This is a genomic window from Nocardia sp. NPDC046473, from assembly GCF_040645995.1.
GTDB lineage: Bacteria > Actinomycetota > Actinomycetes > Mycobacteriales > Mycobacteriaceae > Nocardia.
Map to the genome: position 1 here is coordinate 55,372 of NZ_JBEYZJ010000011.1, position 25,307 is coordinate 80,678.

Genomic DNA, 25,307 nt, shown 5'->3' on the forward strand with positions numbered 1-25,307 from the left:
ATGACTGTGCCATGGTTGGTGTGGACGGTGGCGGGGCTTTGCTCGCCGGCGGCGCCGATGCGGCGTTCGCCGGGGTGGCCGCCACCGCACTGTTCGACGCGACCACCTCGACCTGGTCCGCGACGGCGCCGATGACGCTCGGGCGCAGGCTGCACACCGTGACTCGATTGCCGGACGGGACGGTCCTCGTTGCCGGCGGTATCTCCGGTCCATATCAGCAGCCGTTCAACACCGTCGCTGCGGCGGAACGCTTCGATCCGAGGACCAAGAAGTGGACGCCGACCCGAACCGGCATGAGCACTCCGCGCAGCATGCACAGCGCCACACTACTGGCGGATGGCCGAGTGTTGGTGGCGGGCGGCGCGAAACCGCGAATGAGTACCGACCTAGGGTCCACGAACTCGGCTGAGCTGTACAACCCGGCCACCGACACCTGGGAGCCGACCGAGCCGATGGTCGACGAGCGGTCTTCGCATCAGGCGGTCCTGCTCGCGGACGGCCGGGTGCTGGTGATCGGTGGCGCCGCGATCGTCGCGAGGCACGAGGCCGCGCCGACCGCCTTCTGTGAGATCTTCGACCCGGTGACCGGAAAGTGGAGCACGACAGGGTCTTTGGCGACACCTCGGCTTTCGCACCAAGCGGTGCTATTGCCCGACGGCAGTGTGCTCGTGCTCGGCGGCGCGGCCCACGGCTGGGTATCGGGTCCGGTATACGACTCGCATTCGCTGAACACCACCGAGCGGTGGTATCCGGTGACCGATCGCTGGGCGCCCGCCGCCAGGATGCCGATCGGCCGGGACCGTTTTCACGCGATCACCCTGAAGTCCGGAAAGGTGCTGGTGTTCGGTGGTGGTGACGAGCAGTATCTGTTCGCCGGGTTCCTCGCCACCTCGCTGTATGACCCGTACGCCGACACATGGAGTGCGGTAGGGCCGATGTCCTACGGCCGCACGGATTTCGCCGCAACGCTGCTGTCCGACGGCCGGGTGCTCGCCGCGGGCGGCAGCAACGCGGACGATCTTCCGGCACTGACGGAGATCTACACCCCGTAGTCCGTCACGCCTTGTGCGGCAGGATGGCCAGCGCGAGCGCGAGTCCGGCGATGATGCTGACACACGCCGCCACGGTCGCGGCGACGGACTCCGTCATTGCGGCCACACCGATGGTCAATGCCAGGCAGGTGGCGATGGCCAGCACGGCGGTCACCGGTTCGACACCGGCGATTCTGGTCGGTCGATGATTGATCACTGTCATACCCCTGTTCGAACCGAGCGGTGTGCGGCCGTACTCGCGGCCGCACACCGCACGCGCGGGCTACTTGCCCAACGCGCTCTTCGCCTTGTCCACGGCGTCGCCGATGGCGTCCTTCACGTTCTCCACCGCGCCCTTGACGGCGGCCTCGACCTGGTCCGCCTTGCCTTCGGCGCGCAGATCGTCGTCGCCGGTCGCGTTGCCCGCGGCTTCCTTGGCCTTGCCGCCGAACTCGTCGACCTTGTTGCCGATCTTGTCGCTCAGAGACATCGAAACCTCCGCTGTGTCGTGGCACATCCGGGTTGGATGCACACGTCGTATTGACACGGCCATTTCACAAACCGCACGCAGCAACCAATGAGACAACGATCACGTCATACTGGCCGTGACGGTTTCCATTCCCCGGTGTCTACGTGATGAGCGGTGGAGGAGGTGCTGTGACCACGACAGAAACGGTTGCCGAGACCGCGCCCGATGATGCGACCCTGGTGAGCAGGGCGCGCGACGGCGATATGCGGGCCTATGAGCAGTTAGTACTGCGCTATCAGGCCCAGATGTTCCGCCTCGCGGTCAAGATGCTCGCCGACCGCTCCGACGCCGAAGATGTCGTCCAGGAGGTGTTCCTCGGGGCCTGGCGCCGACTACCGCAGCTCAACGAGGACGCGGCCTTCGTCGGCTGGCTCTATCGCATGACGACCAATCGGTGCCTGAACGTGATCCGGGCCCGCAAACCAACCGTGGAGGTAGACCCGGAGACCACCGAATCGCCACGCTCGGACACCCAGCCCGAGCACGCGGTGCAGGTGAGCACGCAATTGGCAGCGCTGAACGACGCGCTGCAGCTGCTCACGCCCGAACAGCGCGCCTGTTGGCTATTGCGCGAGGTGCACGGGCTGACCTACGAGGAGATCGGCGACATCGTCGAAGTGAATACCACGGCGGTGCGTGGCCGGATTGCCCGCGCGCGAGCCCACTTGTCCGAGGTGATGAAACCATGGCGGTGAACGGAACGACAGAACAGGATTACCGGCTGCCCTGCGGCCGCGAGATCGAACAGGTCTGGGATCGGCTCGACGCGGTCGAGGCCGGTCTCGGTGATGAACACGAGACCAGCTGCCCGCACTGCCGGGCGGCGCGCGACAGCCTGCTCGCCCTGCGCGCGGCGACCAAGGAGCTGATCGACGAACCGGATCCGGCGCCGCCCGATCTGACCGGACGCATCATGTCCGCGGTGCGCGCCGAGGCGCGGCGCGGCCGGACCCTGGTCTTGCCGACACCCGCGCCGGGCACGGTCGAGGTGAGCGAACAAGCCGTCGCCACCGTGCTGCGCTATGCCGCCGATTCGGTGCCCGGCGTGCGCGCCAGGCAGTGCCGGGTGCGCAGGGTCGGCATGGGGATGGACGGGGAAACCCTGGTGGCGGTGGAGCTGTCGGTCGCCATCCGGTTCGGGCACACCACCGTCGGCGCGGCGCTGCCGCTCGTGCGCGAACGGGTCAGCGCTGCACTCGCCGCCCAGGCCGGCCTCGTGCTGGAGACCCTGGACCTGGTGGTCGCGGACATCTATGAGGACGACGAAACGGGGGGCGGGCGGCGATGACGACCGATGCTTTTTCCGAGGTCCGGATCGAGGCGCCGGTCGTCGCCGCGGTGGCCGCGCAGGCGGCGTGCGCGACGCCGGGCGTGATCCGGCTGGAACCCGGTGTGCGCGGGCTGGTCTCGTCGCTGGTCCGGGTGGGCAAGCAGCGCCTGACCAGTGCCGACCCCGCGTCGTCGGAGGGCGTGCGGGTGCGCCGGACCGCCTCGGGCGCGCTGAGTGTGCAAGTGGACGTGGTGATTTCGGCCGAACGCGCGGCGGCGGTGATCGGTCACGCGGTGCAGCAGGAGGTTTCGCGGGTGGTGTTCGAACAGACCGGGCAGACGGTCGATGAGGTGTCGGTGACGATTCTCGATATCGAGCCGGAGCGCCGGTGAGGGAGCGTCAGCGAGCGAACCGATATCACAGCTGCCTAGAAGGCACGGCGGAGTCGAGTGCCGGCGAGGCGCAGCCGTGAGTTCTCCCAGCGACATCATCGCCGTGGTCCTGGGCGCGCTGGACACGATCGACGGCATTCGTCCCGCGACACCGCTCGGAGCGGAAAGCCCGGCCTGGTGGCCATGGGACGCACGAGGTTTCGCGGTGGATGTCAGACCAGGCCGAGTCGAGGTGCGGGTCGCCGCGGCCGAACTGCCGTTGGCGCCGCTGCTGGAGAAGGCCACAGCCGCCCTGCGCGCCGCATTGGCCGGGACCGACTGGTCCGATGCGCGCCTGCGCCTGGTGGTTACCGAGCTCGACGCCGGAGCCTTCGGCAGCGAGGGGGTTACCTAGGTCACACCGTCGAGCCCGTGACGTCCGGGTCGGATCACGTGTCGATCCTAATGAAGCCGATGTCCGCTGTACCGCAAGGGAAATCAGGAGGAGCAATGAGCACGACAACCACTGACAAGAACACGGACACCAAGGCGCCCGCCGACACCAAGGCCCCGGCGAGCCGGGTTTCCTCCGCCGCGGCCGCTCAGCAGGACAGCAAGCTGGCCAGCGACCAGGGCACCACCTCCATCGCCGACATCGTCGTGCAGAAGGTGGCCGGGCTCGCGGCCCGCGAGGTGCGTGGCGTGCACGATCTAGGCGGCGGCGCGGCGCGTGCGTTCGGCGCCATTCGCGATCGCATCCCCGGCGCGTCCGCCAGTATCGGCCAAGGGGTTTCGGTCGAGGTGGGGGAGACCCAGGCCGCCGTCGATCTGGAACTGGTCGTCGAATACGGCGTCGCCATCGCGGAATTGGCGCGCGCGGTGCGCCGCAACGTGATCAACGCGATCGAGCAGATGACCGGCCTGGACGTGGTCGAGGTCAATATCAACGTCAACGACGTGTACATCCCCGGCGACGACGACGAGCCCGCGCCGAGCAGTCGGGTGCAGTAGATGAGTGCCACAGCGATCTGCCTCGCGGTCGGTCTCGCGCTCGGCTTCGCCGGCGCGTTCGGCGGATTCGGCGCCTTCACCGTCGTGCTGCTGTTCGCCGTGCTCGGCCTGGTGGTCGGCCGCTGGCTCGACGGCGAGCTGGACCTGGTCGGGTTGCTGCAATCGGCACAGCGCAAGGGCAGGCGATGACCGCCGTCGTCGCGGACGAGTATCCGGGCGTCACCACGGTGGCGCCGCGCGCGGTGCAGCGGATCGTCGCGCAGGCCGCGCGCGAGGTGGCCGGCGTCGGCGCCGACGTGCGGGTCGACGCGCGGGTCTTCGCGAACCGGACCGCCCTCGATGTGCGGTTGCCGATTCAGTATCCGTCGCCGATCGGCCGGGTGACCGAGGCGTGTCGCGCACATCTGGCCCGGCGCACCAGCGAGCTGACCGGACTCGCGGTGTCCGGCATCGACATCGTGGTGACCGAGCTGACCACTGAAACCGTTGCCGGAAGGAGAGTTCGGTGAAGCGCAGGCCGCGCCGGGTGATTCCGGCGATCATGGTCGCCGTGCTGCTGCTCGCCGCGTGCGTGGCGGTGGCGGTGTCGCTGATCCAGCGGCTGATCGGCGCGCACGAGTATCTGTCCTACGACACCGTCGCGGCCGACCTGCACGGCATGACCTGGCACGACATGCCGGTGCTCGCGGTGGGTGTCGCGGCGGTGGTGTTCGGATTCGTGCTGCTTGCGCTGGCGCTGTGGCCGGGCCGGGCCGCCGTGTTGCCGCTCGACACCGACGACGGGATGTCCGCGGGGGTGACCCGCGGTGGGTTGCGCACCGCGCTGCGCAGCACCGCGGCTTCGGTGGACGGCGTCAGCTCCGCACGAATCCGATTGCGGCGCAAAGGAGTCAAGGTGTCCGCGCGCACCGATCGCGCGGGTGCGGACGGTCTGCCCGAGGAGATCTGCGAGACGCTCACCCGCCGGGTCCAGGAGATCGGCCCGCAGCCGGTGCGACGCGTCCGGGCCAAGCTGCACGGCCCGAAGACAGGAGAGGTGTGATGGCTGGTCGAACCAACCGTCCGGCCGCGTTGAACCGGACCATGCTCGGGCTCACCGGCGTGCTGTTGCTCGCCGCGGGCGTGCTCGCCGTCGCCGCGCATTACGGGCGGCTGCGCTGGGTGGAATCCGACGACACCCTCGTGCCGGGCACCGCGGCGCCGCCGACCTGGGTGCTGTGGGCCGCGGTAGCCGTCGCCGTGCTGATCGGCCTGCTGTGCCTGCGCTGGTTGCTGGCACAGGTATTCCGGATGCCCAAGTCGGTCACCTGGCGCACCGGCGGCACCGAGTGGGCCGGGACCACCGTGCTGGCGTCGGCCACCGCCGCGGCCCCGGTGGCCACCGACATCGAAAGCTACGAGGGCGTGCGCACCGCCTCGGCCTGGTTGTCCGGCGGCCGCGACGCGCCCGAACTGCACCTGGTGGTCACCGCCGAACCGACCGCCGACATCACCCAGCTGCGCCGCCGGATTCTGGGCCACGCGGTCACCCGGCTACGCGAAGCGTTGGAGGTCGAGGTCATTCCGGTGACGCTGGAGCTGGACTTCGCCGAAGACCGGCGACCGGCGCGGGTGCGCTGAGAATTGTCGGAACGCGGCAGGCCGAGGCGGGCGCGGCGAGCCGAGGCGGCCTACGGTAGTTTGGCGAGTTGGATCAGCCCCGCGCCGTGCTCGAGCGGGCGGGGGGTCGACGCGTCGGAGGTAGCGAAGTGGCGATGCCAGGCAACCGGTTTGGTGTAGCGGACTCAGGTCGGTCGAGTCGAGGCCGAATGGCGCTCGGCGTCGGTGTCCAGGCGGGTACTCGATGAGCGCGGACGGAAAGGCGAAGAGCTTGGAAACGGACGTGCGATCGGTCGATTCCGCCCGAATCCTTTCGCTCACCGGAGAAATCGACATGGCCTCCGCGCCACAGTTCCAGGCCGCGGTCGATGATGCGTTGCGGGACAAGCCGGCCACGCTGGTCGTCGACCTGTCCCAGGTGGAATTCTTCGGCTCCGCCGGACTGAGTGTGCTGCTCGTGGCGGCGGAGTCGCTGGCGTCCGGCCGGTTGCGCGTGGTGGCCTCGCCGCCGGTGCGCAGGCCGATCGAGGTGACCGGGCTGGACAAGCTGCTCAGCGTGCACAACACCGTCGACGAAGCGCTCGCCGTCGAGGAGCCGCGCCGCCCGGTCTAGTGCCGGCCTGCGCTCGTCGGATATCAGCGCTGCCGAGGCAGCCGGACGACCTGGACGAAGAAATCGTCGATGTGCTTGATGGCCGTGACGAATTGGTCCAGGTCGACCGGCTTCGTCACATAGGCGTTGGCGTGCAATTTGTAGCTGCGCAGAATGTCTTCCTCGGCCGCCGACGTGGTGAGCACGACCACCGGAATGTGCGCCAGGTCAGGGTCGGCCTTGATCCGTTCGAGCACCTGGCGCCCATCGTATCTGGGCAGATTCAGGTCGAGCAGGATGAGATCCGGCCGCGGCGCGCCCGCGTGTTCGCCCTGCTGATACAGGAAGTCGAGAGCCTCCTGACCGTCGTGCGCGACGTGCAGGGTGTTGCCTATCTTGTTGTCCTCGAATGCTTCCCGAGTCATCAACTCGTCGCCGGGGTCGTCTTCTACCAGGAGGATGTCGATGGGCTGGCCGGGAATGGTCAAGAGGTACTCCTGTATTCATCTGGGGGACAGTCTTATCGAAGGACGGGGTCAGCTGGTTTCGAGAGTTTGCCGCGGCCTACTGGTTTCGCCGAGTGCGCTGGTATCCACCGGCAGCACAGGCGAGTTCAGCGTGAAGCAGAAACGCGTGCCGCCGGTGTATTCGGTATCGAGCCAGATTCTCCCGCCGTGGTGTTCGACGATCTTCTTGCACAGTGCGAGCCCGATGCCGGTGCCGGTGTATTCCTCACGGCTGTGCAACCGCTGGAAAATCACGAATACCTTCTCCGCGAACTCCGGCGCGATGCCGATCCCGTTGTCCGAGACCGAGAACAGCCAGCCGCCGGTGTCGCCATCTGCGACACAAGCGATCTGGACAACCGGCGACCGATCGGGTGCGCGGAACTTGATCGCGTTGCCGACCAGGTTCTGCCACAGCATGGTCAGCAGCGTCGGATCGCCGGTGATCGCCGGTAGCTCGTCCGGGCGTTCCAGCCGCAGATCGGTGTCCTCGGCGGCCACCGAGAGGTTGGCCACCGCCTTGTCCAGGGTTTGGTCGAGCTCGATCGGCACATTGCCGTCGATGACGCGCCCCACCCGGGAGAAGGTGAGCAGATCGTTGATCAGCACCTGCATCCGCTTGGCGCCGTCCACCGCGTAGTCGATGTATTGGATTGCGCGCTCGTCGAGTTGGGGAGCGTAGCGTTTTTCCAGCAGCTGACAGAACGCGGCGACCTTGCGCAACGGTTCCTGCAGATCGTGCGAGGCCACGTAGGCGAACTGCTCGAGTTCGGCGTTGGAGCGGCGCAGTTCCGCGGTCTGGGTGTCCAACTCCGCCGTCTGTGCCGCCAGCACCGACTCCTGGACCCGGGACGACTCCAGTTCGGCGACGACCCTGCGGCGCATGCCTTCCACCGCCACCGCGACGGTGGCGAGGTCGGCGGGTCCGTGTGCGGTGATGTGGTGGTCGAAATCGCCGTCGGCGACTCGCCGGGAGGCCGCCTCCAGATAGTCCAGCGGGCGCGCCACCAGCTTGCGCACCAGGACGGTCAGCGCGACCGCGGCCAACAGGAACGCGACGACCAGGCCCGTCAGCACCGCATCCCGCACGGCGCGAGTGTTTTTCAGCTCGGCCCGATCCTGGTCGACCTCGGTGGTGAGATCGGCGTTCTGGGCCGCGAACAGGGCACGCAGGCTGTCGAAGCTCGCCTTGCCGCGCGTTGCCGCGGCCTCGTCGACGGCGGCGGGGCCGCGCGCGGTCACCGCGGCGATCAGCGGCTCGGCGTATCCGGTGCGCCACTCAGCGGCCGCCCGCTCCACCGCGTCGAGGTCGGCGATCAGCTGCGGGCGGTCCGCGAGTAGCTCGCGAATCTTGGCTGCGGCCTGCGCTTCGTCCTGTACCCCTTCGGAATAAGGTGCGAGGAACTGGGAATCGGCGCCGATGGCATAGCCGCGAATGCCGGTCTCCTGATTGAGCAGCGCGCCCTGCAGTCGATAGGTCTCGGCGGTGGCGGGTTGCAACCCGTCGACCATCCGGTCGGCGACCCGGTTGGTCTTGGCGAGCTGGTGCGCACCGACCGCCGTGCCGATGACGACCAAGATCACCATCAGGGCCAGCACGAGCATGAACCAGCCCTGGACGGTCAGTCGACCGGCCACGGACCGCTTGCTGGGAGATGTCGTCATCGATTGTCCTGGTTCAGGTCTCGGTGATTCCACTGCAGGTACAAGACCGCCACGTCGTCCTCGAGCCCGCCGTGCGCCTCGGCGAGTTCCTCGGCGCGCCGGATCAATTCGTCGACGAACACCGCGGGTTCGGCGGCGGTCACCGTGCGCGCCAGCTCCAGCAGGCCCTCCTCGCCGAGGCGATCCTGGCTCGCGTCGGTGTGTCCCTCGAACAGTCCGTCGGTGAACAGCATCAGGCCGGAACCGACCGGCAACGTGATCTCGTGCGCGGCCCATTCGGCCCGGCCCGGCAGGAAACCGAGTGCGGGACCGCCGGGCACCTCGACCCAGTCGATCTCGGCCCCGGTGCGCAACAGCATGCCGGGATGCCCGGCCCTGGTGACCACCACGCGATGATCGCGCGGACGCAGGATCAGGCTGGTCAGCGTGGCGAAGGTCTGCCTGCCGGTGCGCTCGGCCAGCAGCACCTCCTCCAGCAGCTGCAACTGCCGGATGCCGAAGATGTCGCTGAGCACCAGCGTGCGCCAGGCCAGCCGCAGCGCCACCCCGGTCGCGGCCTCGTCGGGGCCGTGGCCGGCGACATCGCCGATCAGCGCGTGCACGGTGCCGTCGGCCTGCTGTACGACGTCGTAGAAGTCGCCGCCGAGCAGGGCGTTGGCCCGGCCGGGACGGTAGCGCGCCACGATGTCGACCGAGCGTTCGCCGCGCAGCAGCGGGGTCGGCAACAGCCCACGTTCGAGTCGCGCGTTCTCCTGCGCGCGCATCTGGCTGGTCCGCAGCGCCGCCGACGCACGCTCGGCCTGTTTACGCTGGATGGCGTAACGCACTGCACGGCCGAACAACTCGGGCTCGACCCGGCCTTTGACGAGGTAGTCCTGGGCGCCCGCCGCCACCGCGGCCAGGCCGATCTGCTCCTGGTCCAGGCCGGTGAGCACCACGACCGCGACCTGGTCGGTGTACTCGCGCACCGTGGCCAGCGCCTCGAGTCCGTGCGCATCGGGTAGATGCAGGTCCAACAGCACACAGTCGGGTAATTGCTGCGCGAGTAGCGCGCGCGCCTCGGCCGCGGACCGCACCCACCGCATCGGCAGGCCCGGCGCGCCGTCGGCGATCAGCTCCTCGACCAGCAAGGCGTCGGCTTGATCGTCCTCGACCAGTAACACCGACAACTCCGGCCAACTCCAGACGGCGGCACGGTCTGGTCGGCGCTCGGGAATCGGTGCTGCTGCGCGGGCCTTGCCGTCGCCGTCGCCGAGGAGGCCGATCTGCCCACTCTGCCCGGAAAGCATCGACTCCGGTCTCCTTCCATCCGCGTTGACCTACTCGGTCGTCGTCGAATACGACTCACGCGGAGTACCCACATTCGTTCGGCACACCCTCCGGGCCTTGTACCTCGCGACGTGCCAACATTACCGTCCCGCCAGGCACAGCCGAGCCCGACTACCTGTGGCGGGTGTCGCGCGGCTCGATTCCCTCCTGGACTCGCTGTGGCCGACCGCCGTCGATTATTCAGGCCGCCAAGTGGTGAAATCGAATTCGAGGTATTGCTCGGCGGCGGAAGGAATATGGGTGAGCGTGAGATCGGCCAGGTTGCCCTGGTCGGTTTGCACGCACAGGTGGCTGCCAGTGAGCAGGTGGTAGGTGTTGGCCAAGGTCTGGGTCCAGGCGGCAGGCCGGATCGCGCTGCAGCGGTCCAGGCCGGAGCCCGCGTCGTCGCGCGGGATGGCGAAGCGGGGCTTGCCGTTGGTCATGGCGTTGAGGGAGTCGGCGGTCTTGGATGGGCTCATGTCTACGCCGAGCTGGTTCTGATCGTGGATCTGCCCGGTGTCCAGGTCGATACCGTCGACGTTGGCGATCTTCTGGTGGCCGTGAGTGAGCGATGGTGGTTCGACGGTTGCCGGTCGCGCGGACGGGACCGGAACGGGTGCGCTACTCGGTGCCGCCGTCGGCGAATTCGAGCCGGCGCACTGGGCGATGCCGACGAACACCGCGAGCACCGTTCCGACGCCGCTCACCACTGCCCAGAACAGCATCGACCGCCAGAAAGGTGTGGCATCGGGCGTGGTGCCACCATCGGGTGCGGGTGCGGGTGCGGGTGCGGGTGCGGGTGCGGGTGCGGGTGCGGGTGATGGGTCGCTGGGTGCCGGGCCGGTTTCTGACATCTGCTGATTCCCCCCTGTCGCCGAATGTTGTTCGGAACCTGCGACAAGGGCATACCGCAGCCCGCGCCGCAGAAGCTCGTCCCGCATGCGCGAGACACGAAAGACCTTACATAGCAAATGGCTATCCGGGCGCGGGTTTCTCTGGAACCGCCTACCCGCGGTGATAATGGATTGACGGGCCTATGTATTGTTCGCGTTAGCAACTAGTTGCGCGGTTTTGGTAGGTCTGCTGGTGAAAATGGGGAGGGGCCACGCCCGTTGGCGGCCCACAGCACACCGGTAAGCTCGCCGAACTGTCGCACCGCTGAGAGTTCTACCAGCAGTAGTTAGTGCAGATCGCTTGTGTCACATGGCTTGGCGAGCGCCGAGCCGAGCCGATCGACGGCCGCGCAGTGCATTGGGGGCGACCGGTGATCGGATGCGCGTGTTCGAAGAAAACCGCTGACAACGCAGCCGACCAGAATCAGGGCCTACATGACGAATTCCACCACCCAGGCAACGCCGCCGGGCCTGGAAGCGGGCGAGGGCACCGCACTGTCGCACCGGCAGATCTTGACCATCCTGTCCGGCCTGCTGCTCGGCATGTTCCTGGCCGCCCTCGACCAGAACATCGTCAGCGTGGCGATCGTGAAGATCTCCAACAGCCTGCACGGCTTCGACGAACAGGCGTGGGCGACAACGGCTTATCTGATCACCGCGACGATCACCACGCCGCTGTACGGCAAGCTGGCCGACATCTACGGGCGTAAGCCGTTCTACCTCACCGCGATCGGGCTGTTCATCGTCGGCTCGGTGGCCTGCACCTTCGCCACCTCGATGTACGAGCTCGCCGGGTTCCGCGCGTTCCAGGGCCTCGGGGCCGGCGGCCTGATGTCGTTGGCGTTCACCATCGTCGGCGATATCGTGCCCGCCCGCGAACGGGTGCGCTACCAGGGCTATTTCATGATGGTCTTCGGTTTCGCCACCGTGCTCGGCCCAGTGCTCGGCGGCTTCTTCTCCGACCTGGACACCCTCGGCGGCATCGCGGGCTGGCGCTGGGTGTTCCTGGTGAACGTGCCCGTCGGCGTGCTGGCCTGGCTCGTGGTCGCCAGGGTGCTCAATGTGCCGCACCAGCGCCAGAATCACCGGATCGACTGGCTCGGCGCGGTGACGCTGACGATCTGCACTGTGCCGCTGCTCGTCGTCGCCGAGCAGGGCAGGCACTGGGGATGGGAATCGCATCGGTCGCTGCTCTGCTACGGGGTCGGCGCGGTCGGGCTGCTGCTGTTCCTGCTCGTCGAGTTCCTGATGAAGGACGCGGCGTTGATTCCGTTGCGGCTGTTCAAGAGTTCGACGTTCAGCGTCACCATTCTCGGCGGCTTCATCGTCGGCATCGCCATGTTCGGCGCGATCACCATGGTTCCGCAGTACTTCCAAGTGGTGCGCGGCTTTACGCCGACCCATGCCGGTCTGCTGATGGTGCCGCTGGTGCTCGGCATCACGGTCGGGTCGCAGCTCGGCGGGCGGATCACCAAGTGGACCGGTCGCTACAAGATCCTGCCGGTGGCAGGCACTTTCATCACCGCGTTCGGTTCGGCGCTGTTCGCGCAGGTGCACTACGACAGCGTGCTGTGGCAGCCGCTGACGTACTGCGCGGTGATCGGGCTCGGGCTCGGCTTCTGTATGCAGACGTTGGTCATCGCGGCGCAGAACGCCGGGCCGCGGTCGGATATGGGCGTGTCCACCGCGGCGGCGACCTTCTTCCGGCAGATGGGCGGCACGCTCGGTGTCGCGGTGTTCCTGACGATTCTGTTCAACCTGTTGCCCAACAAGATCATCGACGCGTTCGGCGGGGCATTGCCGCCCGGGTTCGATGCCGAACAGCTCAGCACTATGCAGAGCAACACCAGCGGTATCGAGGCGCTGCCGGACGAGCTGAAGGCGCCGATCCTGATCGGCTTCACCGAGTCCATGCACGGTGTGTTCTACGTCGCCGCGGCGGTCGCGCTGCTGGCCTGCTTCGTGCTGATGTTCATGAAAGAGATTCCGCTGCAGGGGGATCCGAAGCCCATCGTGATTTCGCCCGCCGTGCAGCCGAGTTGGGACGAGGATCAGATCTGGGAGGGCGCCGCGCAGGCACTCACCGAGCCCGAACCCGTGCTGGCCGGGGCCGTCGCCAGGCACGCGGCCGCCGAGCACAACGGCGCACGCCAGTTCGCCATGGCCGCAGCACGTTCCACGGTGACCGTGCTCGACTCGGTGGAAGGCTTCGAGGGATACGGCGACGGCGCGATCGGCGGACGTATCCACCGGGAAAACGGTCACCCGGTGCCCGACGCCGCGCTCACCCTGATCGACCAACGCGGCCACCAGGTTTCGCGGGCGACCGGCGACGCCGACGGCAGCTACGTCATCGGCGTACCGGAGAGCGGCAACTACGTCCTCATCATCTCGGCGACCGATCACCAACCCGCCGCGGTAACAGTCTCGGTCGGGCAGCGCGCACAGCGCCTCGACCTCACCCTCCTCGGATCCGGTGAACTGTCCGGCGTCGTCCGCTCGGCCGCCCGCGGCACCCCCCTCTTCGGCGCCACCGTCACCCTCACCGACCTGCGCGGCGAAGTAGTCGGCGCGGCCACCACCACCGCCGACGGCCGCTACACCTGCCACGGAATCGTCTCCGGCACCTACACTTTGGTCGCCGTAGCCGAACACATGCGCCCCAGCGCAACCACCCTCACCGTCCCCGAATCCGGCCTGCTTCGCCACGACATCGAACTCGGCCCCATGGCCGTACTCGTCGGCTCGGCCGTCGCCGAAGACGGCCGCCCGGTCCCCGACGCCCAAATCAGCGTCCTCAACACCACCGGCGACCTCACCGCCACCGCCCGCACCGACGACACCGGCCGCTACCTCGTCACCGATCTCCCCCAAGGTCAATACACCGTAGTAGCCCGCGGCTACCCGCCATCAACCAGCCGAATAACCGTCACGGGCGGCGAGGTAAACCACGACGTGAAACTCAGCTACCAACTGGACGATTCACCGAGCCACCCCTAACCCGCGACTGGCTGTCGCGGGTTCCGTCTACAGTGCCTCCAACACGGGGCCGACAACGCGACGCATGGGCTTGTCGGTTAGGAGTTTGTGTCGATGAACGCCTGTATGCGCTCGATGAGCACGGCGCTGTCGCGAACCCAGTGGTAGTGCGGGTTTCGGTTCATGGTGTCCAGCAGCAGGTTCCAGTGGGTCACCGATGCGTTGGCGAGCTTGTCGCCGGGCCTGGACTCCTCGGGCGGTGGCCATGCTGTCGCCTTCGATGGCAACGGCCAGGACCGGCATCCGCACCTGGGACAACCCTGATTCGAAATCCACTGTCGAGGAAGGGACCCGGTAGCGGCCGGTCCGAACCTGGGTGGCGAAGTCGCGCATGAGTTGGGTCGAGTCGTCACCGAGCACTCCGATGCGCCGGCCCGGAAAATAGCCGACCAGTCGGCCGATCCCTACGGCCAGGTGTGCGCCACCGAGAATGGCCAGGTTTCGCGGAAACGGCCAGGTTCGGTAGCGGCAGGAGGGCGCTCCCATGAGGATGGCCCCGCCGCTGCAACAACCCCGGCACCACCAGGGTCATCGTGATATGCGCGGTCGCCTCGGGATCAATGTCCGCCCGAATCCAACCCTCCGCGACACCGCGCCGAAGTTCCTGTGCCACAATGGTACTGACGAGCAACTCGAGACCGAGCAGCCGATCACTGAGCTCCTTGTCGATGGCACTCGCCTCGACCAGTACCAGCCGAATGAAGTCCGGGCTCCTGCTCCAGCATCGCGTACAACCGCACGATGGCCGCTCGCACTCCGGCGAGCAACTCCTCGGCCGACGTCGGACGGCTCAGCAGCGACTGCGGCTCCAACGCGGGCAGGGCGATGTGCTTGGTTTCGCTGGATGCTGCCCCGGGGAGAGTGCTCCGAGCTGGCCGCCGAGGCTGTGCCCGAACAGATACCGTGGCGCTGACGGAAATTGGCCTCGACGGCATGGAACAGCGCGGGATAGTCGCGGGTCACGATCTCGTGGTACCCGTAGCGCGTCCCGCGCCCCATGCGCACCGAACTCGTGCCCTGCCCCCGCAGTTCGCCGAGCACCACCTGAAACCCTGCCCGCGCCAGCGCCTCCGCGAAGGAAACGCAGGTAGCTCCCCAGGTCCCCATGGCAGGCATACAGATAAGCACCGCGCCGACGGATCGGCGAATTGGCGATAGATCCGAACCTCGGTCGTCGCACCCCTCTCGGCACGCACGGTCTGAGTAGCAATCTCCGCAGCTGGAATCAACGGCCCCCTCCCAGTTCCTGATCACCCTCAGCACCCGATGGAACCGTTATCAATGCCGACTACCCGGACCAGGTAGGACTCCGCCGCAAGCCCACCACCGACGGCCTACTCCCGGTCCTCGAGGAACACTCCAACGAGTCCCGCGGCCTCGCCCCCCCCGCACCACCAAATCCGCACTCTCTCTCGGGATCTGCACCGACTCTAGGGCCCTATTCCGAGTGCAGATCCCGAGAGAGAGTGCAGATCCGAGGCGATACGTCCTGCAACCCGCAACGGATGGTGTTGATCGACGCCGTCTGGCCCGTAGGCGCCGAACCCGCAGACCGTCCACACCTGTTACGAAGTGTCGAGCCTTTGTGAGAGGTATGCAGGCCCTGTGGAACCCCCTCTCCACCACCAGGTTTCACCACATCGGAGCCCTTTGGGCCGCAACCACGACCAGATCACCCCGCGAAACCCATCCGTACACCCATTGTGTCAGCCTCACCCCCGCTGTACTGAGTGAGGGGCTCAAACAGTGGGTGCCGGAGGTGTCTACACCACCTCGGAAGCCGAGATTCGCTGATTATCGAGCTCTCGAAACGCCACCACAGCCAGATGACCACCTCGGGAACGCGACATCGCGCACCTGACCGATAACTAAAGCCGGGTACGGCAGGCGACGCGCCCAGCACTACCAGTTCATGCCCTTGGATAGGTCCACTCATCGGATAGGTACACCTAAGGACTTCCCAACCTGACCTATCGAGCAAAGCGGAAGACTCACCCAGGCGTTCCATCTGGGGACACAGGGCCTCGCGTCGAGCCGATCGATGCGCCACCATTGTCATGGGGTGGAAGGAGTCGGGGATGTTGATGCCCGCCATCGGTTTCCGTCGCTGGCATGCCCGGTTGGCTGCCATTGTGGTGTTAGTGCTGGTCGCTGCGGTGCAAGTGGGGGTGGTCGCTGGGCCAGGGGCGCGGGCGGCGGGGTTGACGCCGATGCAGTTGGCGGGGCAGCGGGTGATCTATTCGTATTCGGGGTTGGTCCCGCCGCCGGTGCTGTTGGATGCCATTCGCACTGGTCAGGCTGCCGGGGTGATCTTCTTCGGGGAGAACATTTCCAGTACGGCTCAGATCGCGGGGGTGATCGGGCAGTTGCGGCAGGCGCAGGCGGAAAGTCCGATCAAGGTGCCGTTGTTGTTGATGACGGATCAGGAGGGTGGACTGGTGCGGCGGTTGCCCGGGGATCCGGTGTTGTCGGCGAAACAGGTTGGGCAGTCTGCTGATCCGGTGGCCGCTGCCATCGATGCGGGCCTCGGTGCGGGGCGCACTTTGCGTGGGGTGGGGATGAACGTCAACCTCGCCCCGGTGTTGGACGTTTACGACACTCCCGGCAATTTCATCGATCGCTACCAACGCTCGTTCAGCAACAACCCCGCTGTGGTGGCAGCACTCGGGCTGGCGTTCACTGCCGCGCAACAGGCCACCGGCGTCGCCGCCACCGCCAAGCATTTCCCCGGCCTCGGCTCCGCACCCAGCGGTCAGAACACCGACACCGACCCGGTCACGCTCCCCTCGAGTGAGTCCACCCTGCACTCGGTCGACGAGTTTCCTTACCCGCCAGCAATATTCGGCAGGGTAAAGCTTGTCATGCTGTCCTGGGCGATCTACCCGGCCCTCGACCCCGACCACCCCGCCGGACTGTCACCCAAGATCGTCAACCAGGAACTACGCGCCCGCAACGGTTTCACCGGCGTCACCATCACCGACGCCATCGAGGCAGGAGCGCTGAACCCGTACGGAACCACCGGCCAGCGCGCCACTTCCGCCGCAGCCGCAGGCATGGACCTCATCCTCTGCTCCGCTCGCGACACCAGCCAAGGTGAAAGCGCCACCACCGCCCTGGCCAATGCCTACACCAACGGACAACTCGACCCCGCAGCCTTCACCGCCGCGGTAGACCGAGTCACCGCCCTACGTGCCGGCCTCCCGTGAACAATTCACGCTGAACCAGATCGACGCCCCAACCGATCCGAGATGCTCTCCTCGAGCTCACCCATCGTCCGGGTGAACACGCTCTCCAGATCCACCTCGTATCGGTGCGCCAGAATCAACACGGACCAAAGACAGTCCGCGAGTTCATGTTCCAACGCCGCCCGGCCGCCGGGCATCGCTCGAGCCCCCTCGGCCGCCATGACCAATTTCGCGAGATCGCCTACGTCCCCGACGAACCCGAGCATGAAGTCCGCCCGAGTCCATGTCCGTCCACGTTCCGCGAGATTCAGCGCGTCGTAGAGATCGTGAATCGTGATTGCTCGGGCTTGAAGTTCCTGAATATCCACGCCCCGTGTCTACCTCGTCCACGGTCGGTCAGGTCTTCTTGCCTCGCGTGGAGGCGATCGACAACGCCACAGCGAACAACCACAAGAGGATGTCCGCGGTGTAGGCCAGGATAAGAGGGACGTTGAAATCGACGAGGTCGCCGTGTGGAGTGGCCAGGACATGGTCGGCGAACCGGAGACTGCGATGCCCGTCATAGGCAAGGTAGATCTTCGCGATCTGCGCCGTGACGGACAGAACGGCGAGCGCGGCGATACAGATGGACAGCGCCCGTCCAACCCGTGAGCGCCGTGCGAGTAACACCGACGCCCAAGCCACTGCTATCGCCACTGTAGCGATCAGGAGATCGGCAATGGAGTGCGGTGCCAGCGATTCCCAGATCGGCAGCGGCGAAAGCCGAAGCGACACATCTGCTGCGAATGCGAGAGCACACAGCCCCGTTCGCAACCTGTTCAATCTGGCGGCCGCGATGGTACCCACAGCCGACACGGTAGCGATGATCTCCGTACGAGCGAGAGCCGATCGATGCACCGTGCAGGCAGAACCTAGAGGTTGGCAGAGCGGCTCATCGGTCAGGTACGGAGCAGGGCGGTCAGGGAATCGGGGGTCCAGGTGAGGCTGGCACCGGGGCGGGTAGCCAGGTAGGTGGCAGTGGTTTCGATTGTCCAGCCGTGGGATTCGATCAGACCGGTGGCCAGGTGGCGCAGGTAGGTGGGGGAGGGGGAGTTGCCGGGGAGATCGGTGTGGTGCCAGGGCGCGGTGCAGGTGAGGATCGGGTGGGATTCGAGTGTGCCTGCGTAGGAGAGGGTTTCGTAGCGGCCAGGGCCTAGTGCGGAGCGGCCGTTGGCGATTGCCTCGGTGAGGTCGAGATCAGTGCCGGGGAGCCGGTACATCTCTTGGGCGATGATGTCGGAGAACTGAGAGACAGTGAGTAGGTAAGCGCGGGCGGCAGTCTGACCGGGGCCGTCGGGATCGTAGAACGCCCGCCCGCCGGTCCACACCAACGATTCGGTGGCGAAATACAGCAGCCCCGGCAGCATGATGGGGACCGAACGGGCAGGCTCAGCCGATTCACGGCAGCCCGGCACCGCCCGCGCCCCACCCTCCGGCGTACCTCCGGCGAGATAGCACTGCAGCCGACTCAGATGCATATTCGACCCGTACGCCGCATACCAGACCAGGCCAGCGGCACCGACATCACCGTTCTCGGTCACCCCACCATCCTGCCGCTCGCCGCGAGCCAGCCCGCATGCTGCGCACGGTTTCGCCGTCCGCGCACAATTCAGCCGGCGATTTCGTGCGCGGCTGCCTGGGACGTGCGCGCAAGCAGGAACGCCGGGTGACTGGGCCTAAGTCAGCCGCGAGCTAGCACCTCGTGCTGTGCATGGTTTTGCTGGCCGCGCACGATTTCGCCGGTTGGCTGAACGAGACGGCTGGGCTTACGCCGACGTGACGCCGCCGGGCACGAGACTGAATCCGTCAACCGGCTGGCCCCGCGCTAGAATTCGCCAACCGCGCACGCAATTGCCAGCAATTGCGAACGCGACGGGACGAGGCGAACGCGACGGGAGGAGGCGTGCGCGGGGGGAGGAGGCGTGCGCGGGGGGACGAGGCGTGCGCGGGGGCCATTGCCCATGCTGTGGTCGTGGCTCGACTAGCTGTCAGGGGGATAGCTCGCATCAGTGTGGATGGTGTGCCAGCGGAGATGTCAGGCTCGCTGGAAGACCGCGCGCCACCGTGTAAAGCCCGGTCGTCCTGCGGGCGATACCTGCTCCACCCGGATCGGCTGGAGATCATCGATCGCGAACGCGTCGATTTCGGATCGGGTGAGCGGCCAGGGCGGCCCGTCCACTTCCGCACCTTCCTCGCGAATATTCGCGATGACCACGAGCTCCCCGCCGGGTGCCACCATCCGTGCGACGTTCGCAGTCGCTACCGCACGCAACGAGACGGGCAGTGACTGCACGGTGATCGACTCGACGACCACGTCGAACGCACCCGTCCACTCGGCGGGCGGCTCGAGCAGATCGGCTACGACGTAGTTCACCGGGGAGTGCGGGAAACGTTCACGGGCGGTCCGTATCGCGGTTTCGGCGACATCGAACGCGGTCGTCTCGAAGCCCAGCTTGCCGAGGTGCTCGGCATCGCGCCCCAACCCGCAGCCGACCATGATCGCCCGCATGCCATCATTGGCCCGCTCGTGCCGCTCGAGCCAGTCGACCAGCAGTGCGTTCGGCTCATCGGCGTCCCACGGCACCACGGCCGTGCCATCGGCGGCCGCCACGTACAGCCGCTCGAACCAACCTGTTGGATCACCTTGCGTCAGCGAGTCGGTTGCCAGCCGGGTCGCGTCCGCATCACGAGAATCGGTCACCCGCCGAGTCTGTCAGGCGTCCTCGGAGACCGCGCGGCGACCACCGGGCATGATCACCGGGTGACCTCTTTGCGGCAGCCGATCGCGGTCTTCGACGCGGGCCTCGGCAGTTATTCGGCGGTGGAACTGTTGCATCAGCGCCTGCCCGACCGTGACATCGTCTACCTCGCCGACCGGGCCAGCTTTCCGTACGGCGCGAAGGATCGGACCGAACTGTTGGCGGTGGTCGACCGCGCGGTGCGGTTCCTCGCGGATTTCGAGCCGAGCGCAATCCTGTTGGCTTCCAACGCCCCTTCGGTGACCATCCTCGACGATCTGCACAGCCCGGTCCCGATATTCGGAGTGCGGCCACCGGTGCGGGAAGCGCTGGCGGTCGCCGGCGAGGTGGCGGTGCTCGGCGTGCGCTCGCTGGTGGAAAGCGTTGAGCTGGTCGACTTTCTGCGCGCGGCAGCGGGCTCGGCGATCACCCGGGTACACACCGTTAATGCCTCACCACTGGTGGAACTGGTGGAGAGCGGCGATTTCCTGTTCCGCCGCGACCACACCGCGACGGTGATCAGCGAGTTCCTGACCACCCTGCTCGCGGCGCATCCCGGCATCGACGCGGTAACGCTCTCCAGCACCCATTTACCTTGGCTCCGTGACTATTTCGAGCGCGCGCGCCCGGAACTGCGACTGTTCGACCCCATCGAGGGCGTGGTCGACCGAATCCGCCCGCTGTCCGTACCGGGCAGCGGCACCGTGCTCGGCCTCGTCACCGAGAACGACCGCTACCCGGCGAGTGAGTTCCGGGAGATGCTCACCCGCCTCGAGATCGACCTCGAACTGGAGTCCGTCGAAATTCCTTGAGCACTCACCAGGCCGAAATCAACTACAGTTAATGAAGTGCAACTAGGCAAGGATCCGGAGGTGTGCACAGATGGACCTGATCGACGCAGGGCAATCAGCCCGGCATCCCGTCGCAGCCACCTTCGACCTGCTCGGTGACCGCCTGACGCTGACCATCCTGCGCCACGCCTTCGTCAACCACACCCGCCGCTTCAACCAGTGGATCGAACGCACCGGCGCCCCGCCCGCCGTACTCACCGCCCGACTCGCGGCCCTGGTCGACGCAGGCGTTTTCGTCCGCACCCCGCAGGCGGCGTCGCCGGACCGCTTCGACTATCTGCTCACGGATCTGGGCCTGGCCACCTGGGAGATCCTCGTCTCCGTCTGGAGCTGGCAGCGCGAGTGGACCGCCGAGGGCGCGCTGCACCCCGACCTGGTGCACGGTGCATGCGGACACCGCGGCCCACCGGTGCTGATGTGCCGAGGCTGCGGCCGCACGGTGACCCCACGCGACACCGACGTCGACCTGGGCGACGATGCGTTGGGGCGCTTCACTTCCAGCGGCAGACGCCGCGCCCGCGCTCCCGTCTCCGCGCGATCCGACATGCAATTCGACGAGGTCATGGCGGCGATCGGCGACCGCTGGAGCGCCACGGTAACCGGCCTCGCGCTGGCAGGCATGCGCCGATTCAGCGCGTTCCGCACCGCGATGAACATGTCGCCCACCACCTTGACCGAGCGACTGTCCAGCCTGTGCGACGCCGAAATCCTGCGCCGATCCGGCGAAGGCGCCGGCCGCGAATACCGCCTGACCCCGCGCGGCCGCGCACTGTTCGCGATCTACGCGTTCCTGCTCTCCTGGTCCGCACTCGCACATCCCGGTGCACCCGAACCAGGCCTGCGCATCCGCCATCGTGAATGCGGCGCGGACCTGGTGCCCGCCCTGCGTTGCCGCGGCTGCGACGCCAGACTCGATCGCACAGACGTCCGCTTCGAACCGGTCGCACAGGCCGCCCTCGACCGCCTCGCCTGAGCCGCCCGACCAGCGCCTCTTGACACCCTTCACTGAGACGCGTATCACTTCAATAACTGTAGTGAAGAGGTAGGCAACTCATGACGCTCAACGAAGAACTCATCGCACCGGCCGCGCAAGCGTTGACCAATCCGTACCTGGAAGGCATGTACGCGCCTACCGCCGACGAGATCACCGCGACCGACCTCGCCGTCCTGCACGGCGAACTCCCCGCCGACCTCGACGGCGTCTACGTCCGCAACGGCCCCAACCCGCAGTTCGCGCCGATCGGCCGCTACCACTGGTTCGACGGCGACGGCATGTTGCACGCGGTGCATTTCGAGAACGGCAAGGCCACCTACCGCAACCGCTACATCCGCACCACCGAGTTCGAGGCCGAGCGCGCCGCCGGAACCGCGTTGTGGCGCGGCGTGATCGAGCCGTGGGACGACAACCCGCCGGGTGACCGCCGGGAACGTAACTCCGCCAACACCGACGTCGTCTTCCATCACGGCAACCTGCTGTCGCTGTGGTACCGCGCGGGCAAACCCTATGCGCTGGACCCGATCAGCCTGGAGACCCGCGGCGTCGACACCTTCGGCGGCACGCTGCCCGGCGAAATCTCCGCGCACGCCAAGGTCGACGAGCGCACCGAGGAATTCATCTTCTTCGACTACGGCATCCACGCGCCGTACCTGCGCTACGGCATCGCCGACCCGTCCGGCACGGTCACCCACTACACCGGCCTCGAGCTGCCCGGCCCGCGGTTGCCGCACGACATGGCGATCACCGAGAACTACTCGATCCTGATGGATCTGCCGTTGTACAACGACCCGAGGGCCGCCGCGGCGGGCCGGTTCAAGTTGTTCTTCGATCGCACGCTGCCGAGCCGTTTCGCGGTGCTGCCCCGGCGCGGTGACGGCACCCAGGTGCGCTGGTTCGAGGCCGCGCCCGGCTACATCTATCACACGGTCAACTCGTGGGAGGACGGCGACGAGATCGTCATGGTGGTCTGCCGGGTCGCCAAGCCGAGCCCGGTATCGGACCGCACGAACCCCCTCGCCCAGCTGCTGGCCTACCTGCGCCCCGAGGCGAAACTGCACAGGTACCGCTTCAACTTGCGCACCGGCGCCACCATCGAGGAGCCGATGGACGACGTCAACACCGAATTTCCGGCCATCGATCAAGGCCGCACCGGCCAGCGCGGCCGCTGGTCCTATCAGATGCGGCTATCGGTAGACAGCACAATGCTTTTCGACGCGGTGATCAAGTACGACCTGCGCACCGGCGCCAAGCAAACCCAGCCGTTCGGCGACGGCTTCTTCGGCAGCGAGCTCACCGTGGTCCCGCGTCCGGACGGGCGCGACGAGGACGACGCCTGGCTGACGATGTTCGCGTTCAACAGCCACACCCAGCTGTCCGAGGTCTGGATCTACGACGCCGCCGACCTGGCCGCCGGACCGGTCTGCCGCCTCGGCCTGCCGACCCGCGTGCCGCTCGGATTCCACGCCACGTGGGTGAGTGGCGCGCGGATGCGCGCGGCCGCGTCGCCGGCCGAGTGAGCGCCGCCGACCGCCAACTGAGCGTGAGCCTGCCCTATTGGCAGGACCGTGATCCGTTGGACGCCCTTGTCGTCGCCGAAGCGGCCGAGAAGCTGGGCTATCACCGGCTGTGGCTAGGCGAGATGGCGACCTTCGACGCCTTCGCCCTGGCCACCGCGATCGGGCTGGCGCCCGGCCGAATTCCGCTGTGCCTCGGACCGTTTGCCGTCGATGTGCGCAGTCCGGCCACCATCGCGATGGGCGTCGCTAGTGTCGCGGCACTCACCGGCCGGACGGTCGACGTCGCCATCGGCAGTTCGAGCACAGTCGTGGTGAACGGCTGGCATGGACGTGAAAGACGCCACACAGCAACACATCTAGAAGAATCGGCGCGCATCTTGCGTGGGCTGCTCGCAGGCGACAAGGTCGATTTCGCGGGGGAGGTGGAACGCACCAAGGGCTACCGGCTCCGTCTCACGCCGCCGCGCTCAGCGATCACCGTGGCCGCCTTCGGTGCTCGGGCCTTGGCTGCCGCCGCCCGCACCGCCGACCGCGTGGTGCTCAATCTGGTAACCCCGGAACAGGTTTCGCGATGCGCCGAGTTGGTCCGCGAGGCCGCGGCAGCAGCAGGCGTAGCGAGCCCCGCGATCTCGGTATGGGTCACCGCCGCCGCGGATCCGACAGTCGACCTCCTCGCCACGGTCCGCCGCGGTGTCGTCGGCTACCTGCGTGCTCCGGGCTATGACGCCATGTTCGAGGAGGCAGGCTTCGGCGAGATCGTGCGACTCGCGCACAGTGGCGCGCATCCGCGCGACATCTTGGCGGGTGTCCCCGACGAGTTGCCCGCAGCCGTAGGCATGTTCGGTGACGACACCGCCCTGCTCCGCCGACTCGACGCGTACCGCAGCGCGGGCGTCGACGAAATCGTCGTCGTGCCCGCCACTTCGGCCGAGGACCCGGCGGGCCACCACACGCTCGAGACCCTTGCGAGGATCGACCATGCCTGACGCCTACATCTACGACGCGATTCGGCTACCCCGCGCCCGAGTCCGCAAAGCAGGCGGCACGCTCGCCGAAATTCCGCCCTACGAGCTGTTCGGGCAGTTGCTCACCGCACTCGAAAGCCGCTCGCTCCGTCTGGATTCCGTCGACGACATCCTGGTCGGCATCAACACGACAGTGGAGGAGCAGGGCGGTAACCTCGCCCGCGCTGCGGCGCTGTGGGCGGGTTGGCCGGACCGAGTGCCCGGTGGTGTGGTCTCACGCTTGTGCTGCTCCGGCCTCGACGCGGTCGAGAGCGCCGCAGCCCGGGTCGCCGCAGGCTATGCCGACGTAATCGTCGCAGGCGGCGTCGAATCGATGTCCCGGGTGCCGATGCTGTCGGATCGACCCGCCATCGCCACGGACACCGACCTCGGCGAACGCACCGGGTTCGTGACGATCGGCGTATCCGCCGACCTCACCGCCGCCACCTACGGCATCACCCGCGCCGAACTCGATGCCTACGCCGTGCAGTCACACCAGAGGGCAACCGCCGCACCGAGTTCCGACTCCGTGGTGCCGGTCCGTAAGGGCGGCACCGTATTGCTCGACGCAGACGAGGGCGCCCGCGCCGACGCGAACATCGACACCTTCGCCGCACTACCCGCCCTGTTCGGCGACGATCCCGCATGGGAGCGGGTGGCCCGCCGCCTACCAGGATCACCACACCCGGCGGACGGCCTACACACGATCGCGACCGCGCCACAACTCGCCGACGGCGCCTCCGCCCTGGTAGTCGGAAGTCTCCGCGCGACACAGGCACTCGGCCACCCACCGATCGCCAGGATCATCGGCACCGCACAGACCGCCGTGCGCTCGCCACTACTGACCGCCCCGGCCGCCGCCGCACGACTCGCGCTCAGCCGCGCGGGCCTCACCGCCGCCGACCTGGAGGTGGTGGAAGCCAACGAATCCTTCGCTGTCACACCAATTCTGCTCACCAGGGAACTCGGCCTCGACCCAGCGCTGGTCAATCCGACCGGTGGCGCACTCGCGGTCGGTCATCCGCTCGGGGCGACCGGCGGCAACCTCATCGTCCAAGCGCTCGACGCACTCACGCGCACGGGCGGCGAACACGCGCTGGTCACCATTCCCGCGGCCCTCGGGCTTGGCGCCGCGGTCGTGCTGCGGCGTCTGAATTGAAGG

At 67.3% G+C, this 25,307-nt stretch carries 29 protein-coding genes; 18 read left to right on the forward strand and 11 right to left on the reverse strand.

Annotation, left to right across the window (positions count from 1 at the left end):
- Nucleotides 1–11 precede the first annotated feature (11 nt).
- On the forward strand, nt 12–1,052 hold the full coding sequence (locus tag ABZ942_RS35560; protein ID WP_357389950.1) for a kelch repeat-containing protein: 1,041 nt from the start codon (nt 12–14) through the stop codon (nt 1,050–1,052).
- Between the two features lie 4 nt (nt 1,053–1,056).
- Here ABZ942_RS35560 and ABZ942_RS35565 read toward each other — a convergent pair whose 3' ends face one another.
- On the reverse strand, nt 1,057–1,254 hold the full coding sequence (locus ABZ942_RS35565) for a hypothetical protein (RefSeq protein ID WP_357389953.1): 198 nt from the start codon (nt 1,252–1,254) through the stop codon (nt 1,057–1,059).
- Between the two features lie 60 nt (nt 1,255–1,314).
- Nucleotides 1,315–1,521 carry a CsbD family protein gene (locus ABZ942_RS35570; protein WP_357389955.1) on the reverse strand — a complete coding sequence of 69 codons (207 nt, stop codon included), beginning with the start codon at nt 1,519–1,521 and terminating at the stop codon, nt 1,315–1,317.
- Nucleotides 1,522–1,688: 167 nt separating this feature from the next.
- Here ABZ942_RS35570 and ABZ942_RS35575 point away from each other — a divergent pair, with 167 nt between their 5' ends.
- The 10 genes from ABZ942_RS35575 to ABZ942_RS35620 all read left to right on the forward strand — a co-directional run bounded on the left by ABZ942_RS35575 (nt 1,689) and on the right by ABZ942_RS35620 (nt 6,424).
- Nucleotides 1,689–2,255: a sigma-70 family RNA polymerase sigma factor gene (locus tag ABZ942_RS35575; protein ID WP_357389957.1), complete on the forward strand. Its 567-nt coding sequence runs from the start codon at nt 1,689–1,691 to the stop codon at nt 2,253–2,255.
- Entirely contained in the window at nt 2,246–2,848 is a 603-nt protein-coding gene (locus tag ABZ942_RS35580; protein WP_357389958.1) for an Asp23/Gls24 family envelope stress response protein, read from the forward strand. The genes ABZ942_RS35575 and ABZ942_RS35580 overlap by 10 nt, the downstream gene beginning before the upstream one ends.
- Nucleotides 2,845–3,222 carry an Asp23/Gls24 family envelope stress response protein gene (locus ABZ942_RS35585; RefSeq protein ID WP_357389960.1) on the forward strand — a complete coding sequence of 126 codons (378 nt, stop codon included), beginning with the start codon at nt 2,845–2,847 and terminating at the stop codon, nt 3,220–3,222. Before ABZ942_RS35580 ends, ABZ942_RS35585 begins: the two co-directional genes overlap by 4 nt.
- A 76-nt stretch (nt 3,223–3,298) precedes the next feature.
- On the forward strand, nt 3,299–3,616 hold the full coding sequence (locus tag ABZ942_RS35590) for a hypothetical protein (RefSeq protein WP_357389962.1): 318 nt from the start codon (nt 3,299–3,301) through the stop codon (nt 3,614–3,616).
- A 95-nt stretch (nt 3,617–3,711) separates the two neighbouring features.
- Complete coding sequence (locus ABZ942_RS35595; RefSeq protein WP_357389964.1) at nt 3,712–4,212, forward strand: Asp23/Gls24 family envelope stress response protein; 501 nt, start codon at nt 3,712–3,714, stop codon at nt 4,210–4,212.
- The gene (locus ABZ942_RS35600) at nt 4,213–4,401 is read left to right on the forward strand and encodes a hypothetical protein (RefSeq protein ID WP_357389966.1); all 189 of its coding nucleotides are present in this window, start codon (nt 4,213–4,215) and stop codon (nt 4,399–4,401) included.
- Nucleotides 4,398–4,721: an Asp23/Gls24 family envelope stress response protein gene (locus tag ABZ942_RS35605; protein ID WP_357389968.1), complete on the forward strand. Its 324-nt coding sequence runs from the start codon at nt 4,398–4,400 to the stop codon at nt 4,719–4,721. Before ABZ942_RS35600 ends, ABZ942_RS35605 begins: the two co-directional genes overlap by 4 nt.
- On the forward strand, nt 4,718–5,254 hold the full coding sequence (locus tag ABZ942_RS35610) for a DUF6286 domain-containing protein (protein ID WP_357389970.1): 537 nt from the start codon (nt 4,718–4,720) through the stop codon (nt 5,252–5,254). Before ABZ942_RS35605 ends, ABZ942_RS35610 begins: the two co-directional genes overlap by 4 nt.
- Entirely contained in the window at nt 5,254–5,832 is a 579-nt protein-coding gene (locus ABZ942_RS35615) for an alkaline shock response membrane anchor protein AmaP (protein WP_357389972.1), read from the forward strand. The genes ABZ942_RS35610 and ABZ942_RS35615 overlap by 1 nt, the downstream gene beginning before the upstream one ends.
- Nucleotides 5,833–6,055: 223 nt before the next feature.
- Complete coding sequence (locus ABZ942_RS35620) at nt 6,056–6,424, forward strand: STAS domain-containing protein (protein WP_357389974.1); 369 nt, start codon at nt 6,056–6,058, stop codon at nt 6,422–6,424.
- Between the two features lie 23 nt (nt 6,425–6,447).
- Here ABZ942_RS35620 and ABZ942_RS35625 read toward each other — a convergent pair whose 3' ends face one another.
- The 4 genes from ABZ942_RS35625 to ABZ942_RS35640 all read right to left on the reverse strand — a co-directional run bounded on the left by ABZ942_RS35625 (nt 6,448) and on the right by ABZ942_RS35640 (nt 10,736).
- Entirely contained in the window at nt 6,448–6,891 is a 444-nt protein-coding gene (locus tag ABZ942_RS35625; protein ID WP_357389976.1) for a response regulator, read from the reverse strand.
- A 48-nt stretch (nt 6,892–6,939) separates the two neighbouring features.
- On the reverse strand, nt 6,940–8,574 hold the full coding sequence (locus tag ABZ942_RS35630; RefSeq protein WP_357389978.1) for a CHASE3 domain-containing protein: 1,635 nt from the start codon (nt 8,572–8,574) through the stop codon (nt 6,940–6,942).
- Nucleotides 8,571–9,863, reverse strand: a complete 1,293-nt coding sequence (locus ABZ942_RS35635) for a fused response regulator/phosphatase (protein ID WP_357389980.1) — start codon at nt 9,861–9,863, stop codon at nt 8,571–8,573. Before ABZ942_RS35635 ends, ABZ942_RS35630 begins: the two co-directional genes overlap by 4 nt.
- A gap of 216 nt (nt 9,864–10,079) precedes the next feature.
- On the reverse strand, nt 10,080–10,736 hold the full coding sequence (locus ABZ942_RS35640) for a hypothetical protein (RefSeq protein ID WP_357389982.1): 657 nt from the start codon (nt 10,734–10,736) through the stop codon (nt 10,080–10,082).
- 474 nt (nt 10,737–11,210) lie between these two features.
- Here ABZ942_RS35640 and ABZ942_RS35645 point away from each other — a divergent pair, with 474 nt between their 5' ends.
- Nucleotides 11,211–13,775: an MFS transporter gene (locus tag ABZ942_RS35645; RefSeq protein ID WP_357389984.1), complete on the forward strand. Its 2,565-nt coding sequence runs from the start codon at nt 11,211–11,213 to the stop codon at nt 13,773–13,775.
- A 77-nt stretch (nt 13,776–13,852) separates the two neighbouring features.
- Here ABZ942_RS35645 and ABZ942_RS35650 read toward each other — a convergent pair whose 3' ends face one another.
- Nucleotides 13,853–14,041 (reverse strand): hypothetical protein, encoded by a 189-nt coding sequence (locus tag ABZ942_RS35650; RefSeq protein ID WP_357389986.1) that lies wholly within the window; start codon nt 14,039–14,041, stop codon nt 13,853–13,855.
- 1,851 nt (nt 14,042–15,892) lie between these two features.
- Between ABZ942_RS35650 and ABZ942_RS35655 the strand changes: the two genes are divergently transcribed.
- Nucleotides 15,893–17,020, forward strand: coding sequence for a glycoside hydrolase family 3 N-terminal domain-containing protein (locus tag ABZ942_RS35655; RefSeq protein WP_357389988.1), 1,128 nt, complete (start codon nt 15,893–15,895; stop codon nt 17,018–17,020).
- A gap of 5 nt (nt 17,021–17,025) precedes the next feature.
- On the opposite strand, the gene ABZ942_RS35660 is transcribed toward ABZ942_RS35655, so the two are convergent.
- The 4 genes from ABZ942_RS35660 to ABZ942_RS35675 form a co-directional block, all read right to left on the reverse strand.
- Nucleotides 17,026–17,367 (reverse strand): MazG nucleotide pyrophosphohydrolase domain-containing protein, encoded by a 342-nt coding sequence (locus ABZ942_RS35660; protein ID WP_357389990.1) that lies wholly within the window; start codon nt 17,365–17,367, stop codon nt 17,026–17,028.
- Between the two features lie 28 nt (nt 17,368–17,395).
- Nucleotides 17,396–17,845, reverse strand: coding sequence for a hypothetical protein (locus ABZ942_RS35665; RefSeq protein WP_357389992.1), 450 nt, complete (start codon nt 17,843–17,845; stop codon nt 17,396–17,398).
- Between the two features lie 92 nt (nt 17,846–17,937).
- Nucleotides 17,938–18,579, reverse strand: coding sequence for a histone deacetylase (locus ABZ942_RS35670; RefSeq protein ID WP_357389994.1), 642 nt, complete (start codon nt 18,577–18,579; stop codon nt 17,938–17,940).
- A gap of 494 nt (nt 18,580–19,073) precedes the next feature.
- Nucleotides 19,074–19,739, reverse strand: a complete 666-nt coding sequence (locus tag ABZ942_RS35675; protein WP_357389995.1) for a class I SAM-dependent methyltransferase — start codon at nt 19,737–19,739, stop codon at nt 19,074–19,076.
- 60 nt (nt 19,740–19,799) lie between these two features.
- On the opposite strand from ABZ942_RS35675, the gene ABZ942_RS35680 reads away from it, so the two are divergent.
- The 5 genes from ABZ942_RS35680 (at nt 19,800) to ABZ942_RS35700 (ending at nt 25,304) form a co-directional block, all read left to right on the forward strand.
- On the forward strand, nt 19,800–20,588 hold the full coding sequence (locus tag ABZ942_RS35680; RefSeq protein WP_357389997.1) for an Asp/Glu racemase: 789 nt from the start codon (nt 19,800–19,802) through the stop codon (nt 20,586–20,588).
- Between the two features lie 70 nt (nt 20,589–20,658).
- Complete coding sequence (locus tag ABZ942_RS35685; protein WP_357389999.1) at nt 20,659–21,600, forward strand: helix-turn-helix domain-containing protein; 942 nt, start codon at nt 20,659–20,661, stop codon at nt 21,598–21,600.
- 80 nt (nt 21,601–21,680) lie between these two features.
- The gene (locus ABZ942_RS35690; protein ID WP_357390001.1) at nt 21,681–23,141 is read left to right on the forward strand and encodes a carotenoid oxygenase family protein; all 1,461 of its coding nucleotides are present in this window, start codon (nt 21,681–21,683) and stop codon (nt 23,139–23,141) included.
- A complete protein-coding gene (locus ABZ942_RS35695; protein ID WP_357390003.1) occupies nt 23,093–24,127 on the forward strand; it encodes an LLM class F420-dependent oxidoreductase in 1,035 nt (344 codons plus the stop codon). Before ABZ942_RS35690 ends, ABZ942_RS35695 begins: the two co-directional genes overlap by 49 nt.
- Entirely contained in the window at nt 24,120–25,304 is a 1,185-nt protein-coding gene (locus ABZ942_RS35700; protein ID WP_357390005.1) for an acetyl-CoA C-acyltransferase, read from the forward strand. Before ABZ942_RS35695 ends, ABZ942_RS35700 begins: the two co-directional genes overlap by 8 nt.
- Nucleotides 25,305–25,307: the final 3 nt, after the last annotated feature.

What these genes read in the sequence shown, in the direction of transcription:
- ABZ942_RS35685 (WP_357389999.1), top strand. Translation starts at nt 20,659, where the DNA reads ATGGACCTGATCGACGCAGGGCAATCAGCCCGGCATCCCGTCGCAGCC.
- ABZ942_RS35700 (WP_357390005.1), top strand. Translation starts at nt 24,120, where the DNA reads ATGCCTGACGCCTACATCTACGACGCGATTCGGCTACCCCGCGCCCGA.
- ABZ942_RS35580 (WP_357389958.1), top strand. Translation starts at nt 2,246, where the DNA reads ATGGCGGTGAACGGAACGACAGAACAGGATTACCGGCTGCCCTGCGGC.
- ABZ942_RS35620 (WP_357389974.1), top strand. Translation starts at nt 6,056, where the DNA reads ATGAGCGCGGACGGAAAGGCGAAGAGCTTGGAAACGGACGTGCGATCG.
- ABZ942_RS35560 (WP_357389950.1), top strand. Translation starts at nt 12, where the DNA reads ATGGTTGGTGTGGACGGTGGCGGGGCTTTGCTCGCCGGCGGCGCCGAT.
- ABZ942_RS35570 (WP_357389955.1), bottom strand. Translation starts at nt 1,521, where the DNA reads ATGTCTCTGAGCGACAAGATCGGCAACAAGGTCGACGAGTTCGGCGGC.
- ABZ942_RS35565 (WP_357389953.1), bottom strand. Translation starts at nt 1,254, where the DNA reads ATGACAGTGATCAATCATCGACCGACCAGAATCGCCGGTGTCGAACCG.
- ABZ942_RS35615 (WP_357389972.1), top strand. Translation starts at nt 5,254, where the DNA reads ATGGCTGGTCGAACCAACCGTCCGGCCGCGTTGAACCGGACCATGCTC.
- ABZ942_RS35600 (WP_357389966.1), top strand. Translation starts at nt 4,213, where the DNA reads ATGAGTGCCACAGCGATCTGCCTCGCGGTCGGTCTCGCGCTCGGCTTC.
- ABZ942_RS35635 (WP_357389980.1), bottom strand. Translation starts at nt 9,863, where the DNA reads ATGCTTTCCGGGCAGAGTGGGCAGATCGGCCTCCTCGGCGACGGCGAC.
- ABZ942_RS35690 (WP_357390001.1), top strand. Translation starts at nt 21,681, where the DNA reads ATGACGCTCAACGAAGAACTCATCGCACCGGCCGCGCAAGCGTTGACC.
- ABZ942_RS35655 (WP_357389988.1), top strand. Translation starts at nt 15,893, where the DNA reads ATGTTGATGCCCGCCATCGGTTTCCGTCGCTGGCATGCCCGGTTGGCT.
- ABZ942_RS35585 (WP_357389960.1), top strand. Translation starts at nt 2,845, where the DNA reads ATGACGACCGATGCTTTTTCCGAGGTCCGGATCGAGGCGCCGGTCGTC.
- ABZ942_RS35630 (WP_357389978.1), bottom strand. Translation starts at nt 8,574, where the DNA reads ATGACGACATCTCCCAGCAAGCGGTCCGTGGCCGGTCGACTGACCGTC.
- ABZ942_RS35645 (WP_357389984.1), top strand. Translation starts at nt 11,211, where the DNA reads ATGACGAATTCCACCACCCAGGCAACGCCGCCGGGCCTGGAAGCGGGC.
- ABZ942_RS35640 (WP_357389982.1), bottom strand. Translation starts at nt 10,736, where the DNA reads ATGTCAGAAACCGGCCCGGCACCCAGCGACCCATCACCCGCACCCGCA.
- ABZ942_RS35595 (WP_357389964.1), top strand. Translation starts at nt 3,712, where the DNA reads ATGAGCACGACAACCACTGACAAGAACACGGACACCAAGGCGCCCGCC.
- ABZ942_RS35605 (WP_357389968.1), top strand. Translation starts at nt 4,398, where the DNA reads ATGACCGCCGTCGTCGCGGACGAGTATCCGGGCGTCACCACGGTGGCG.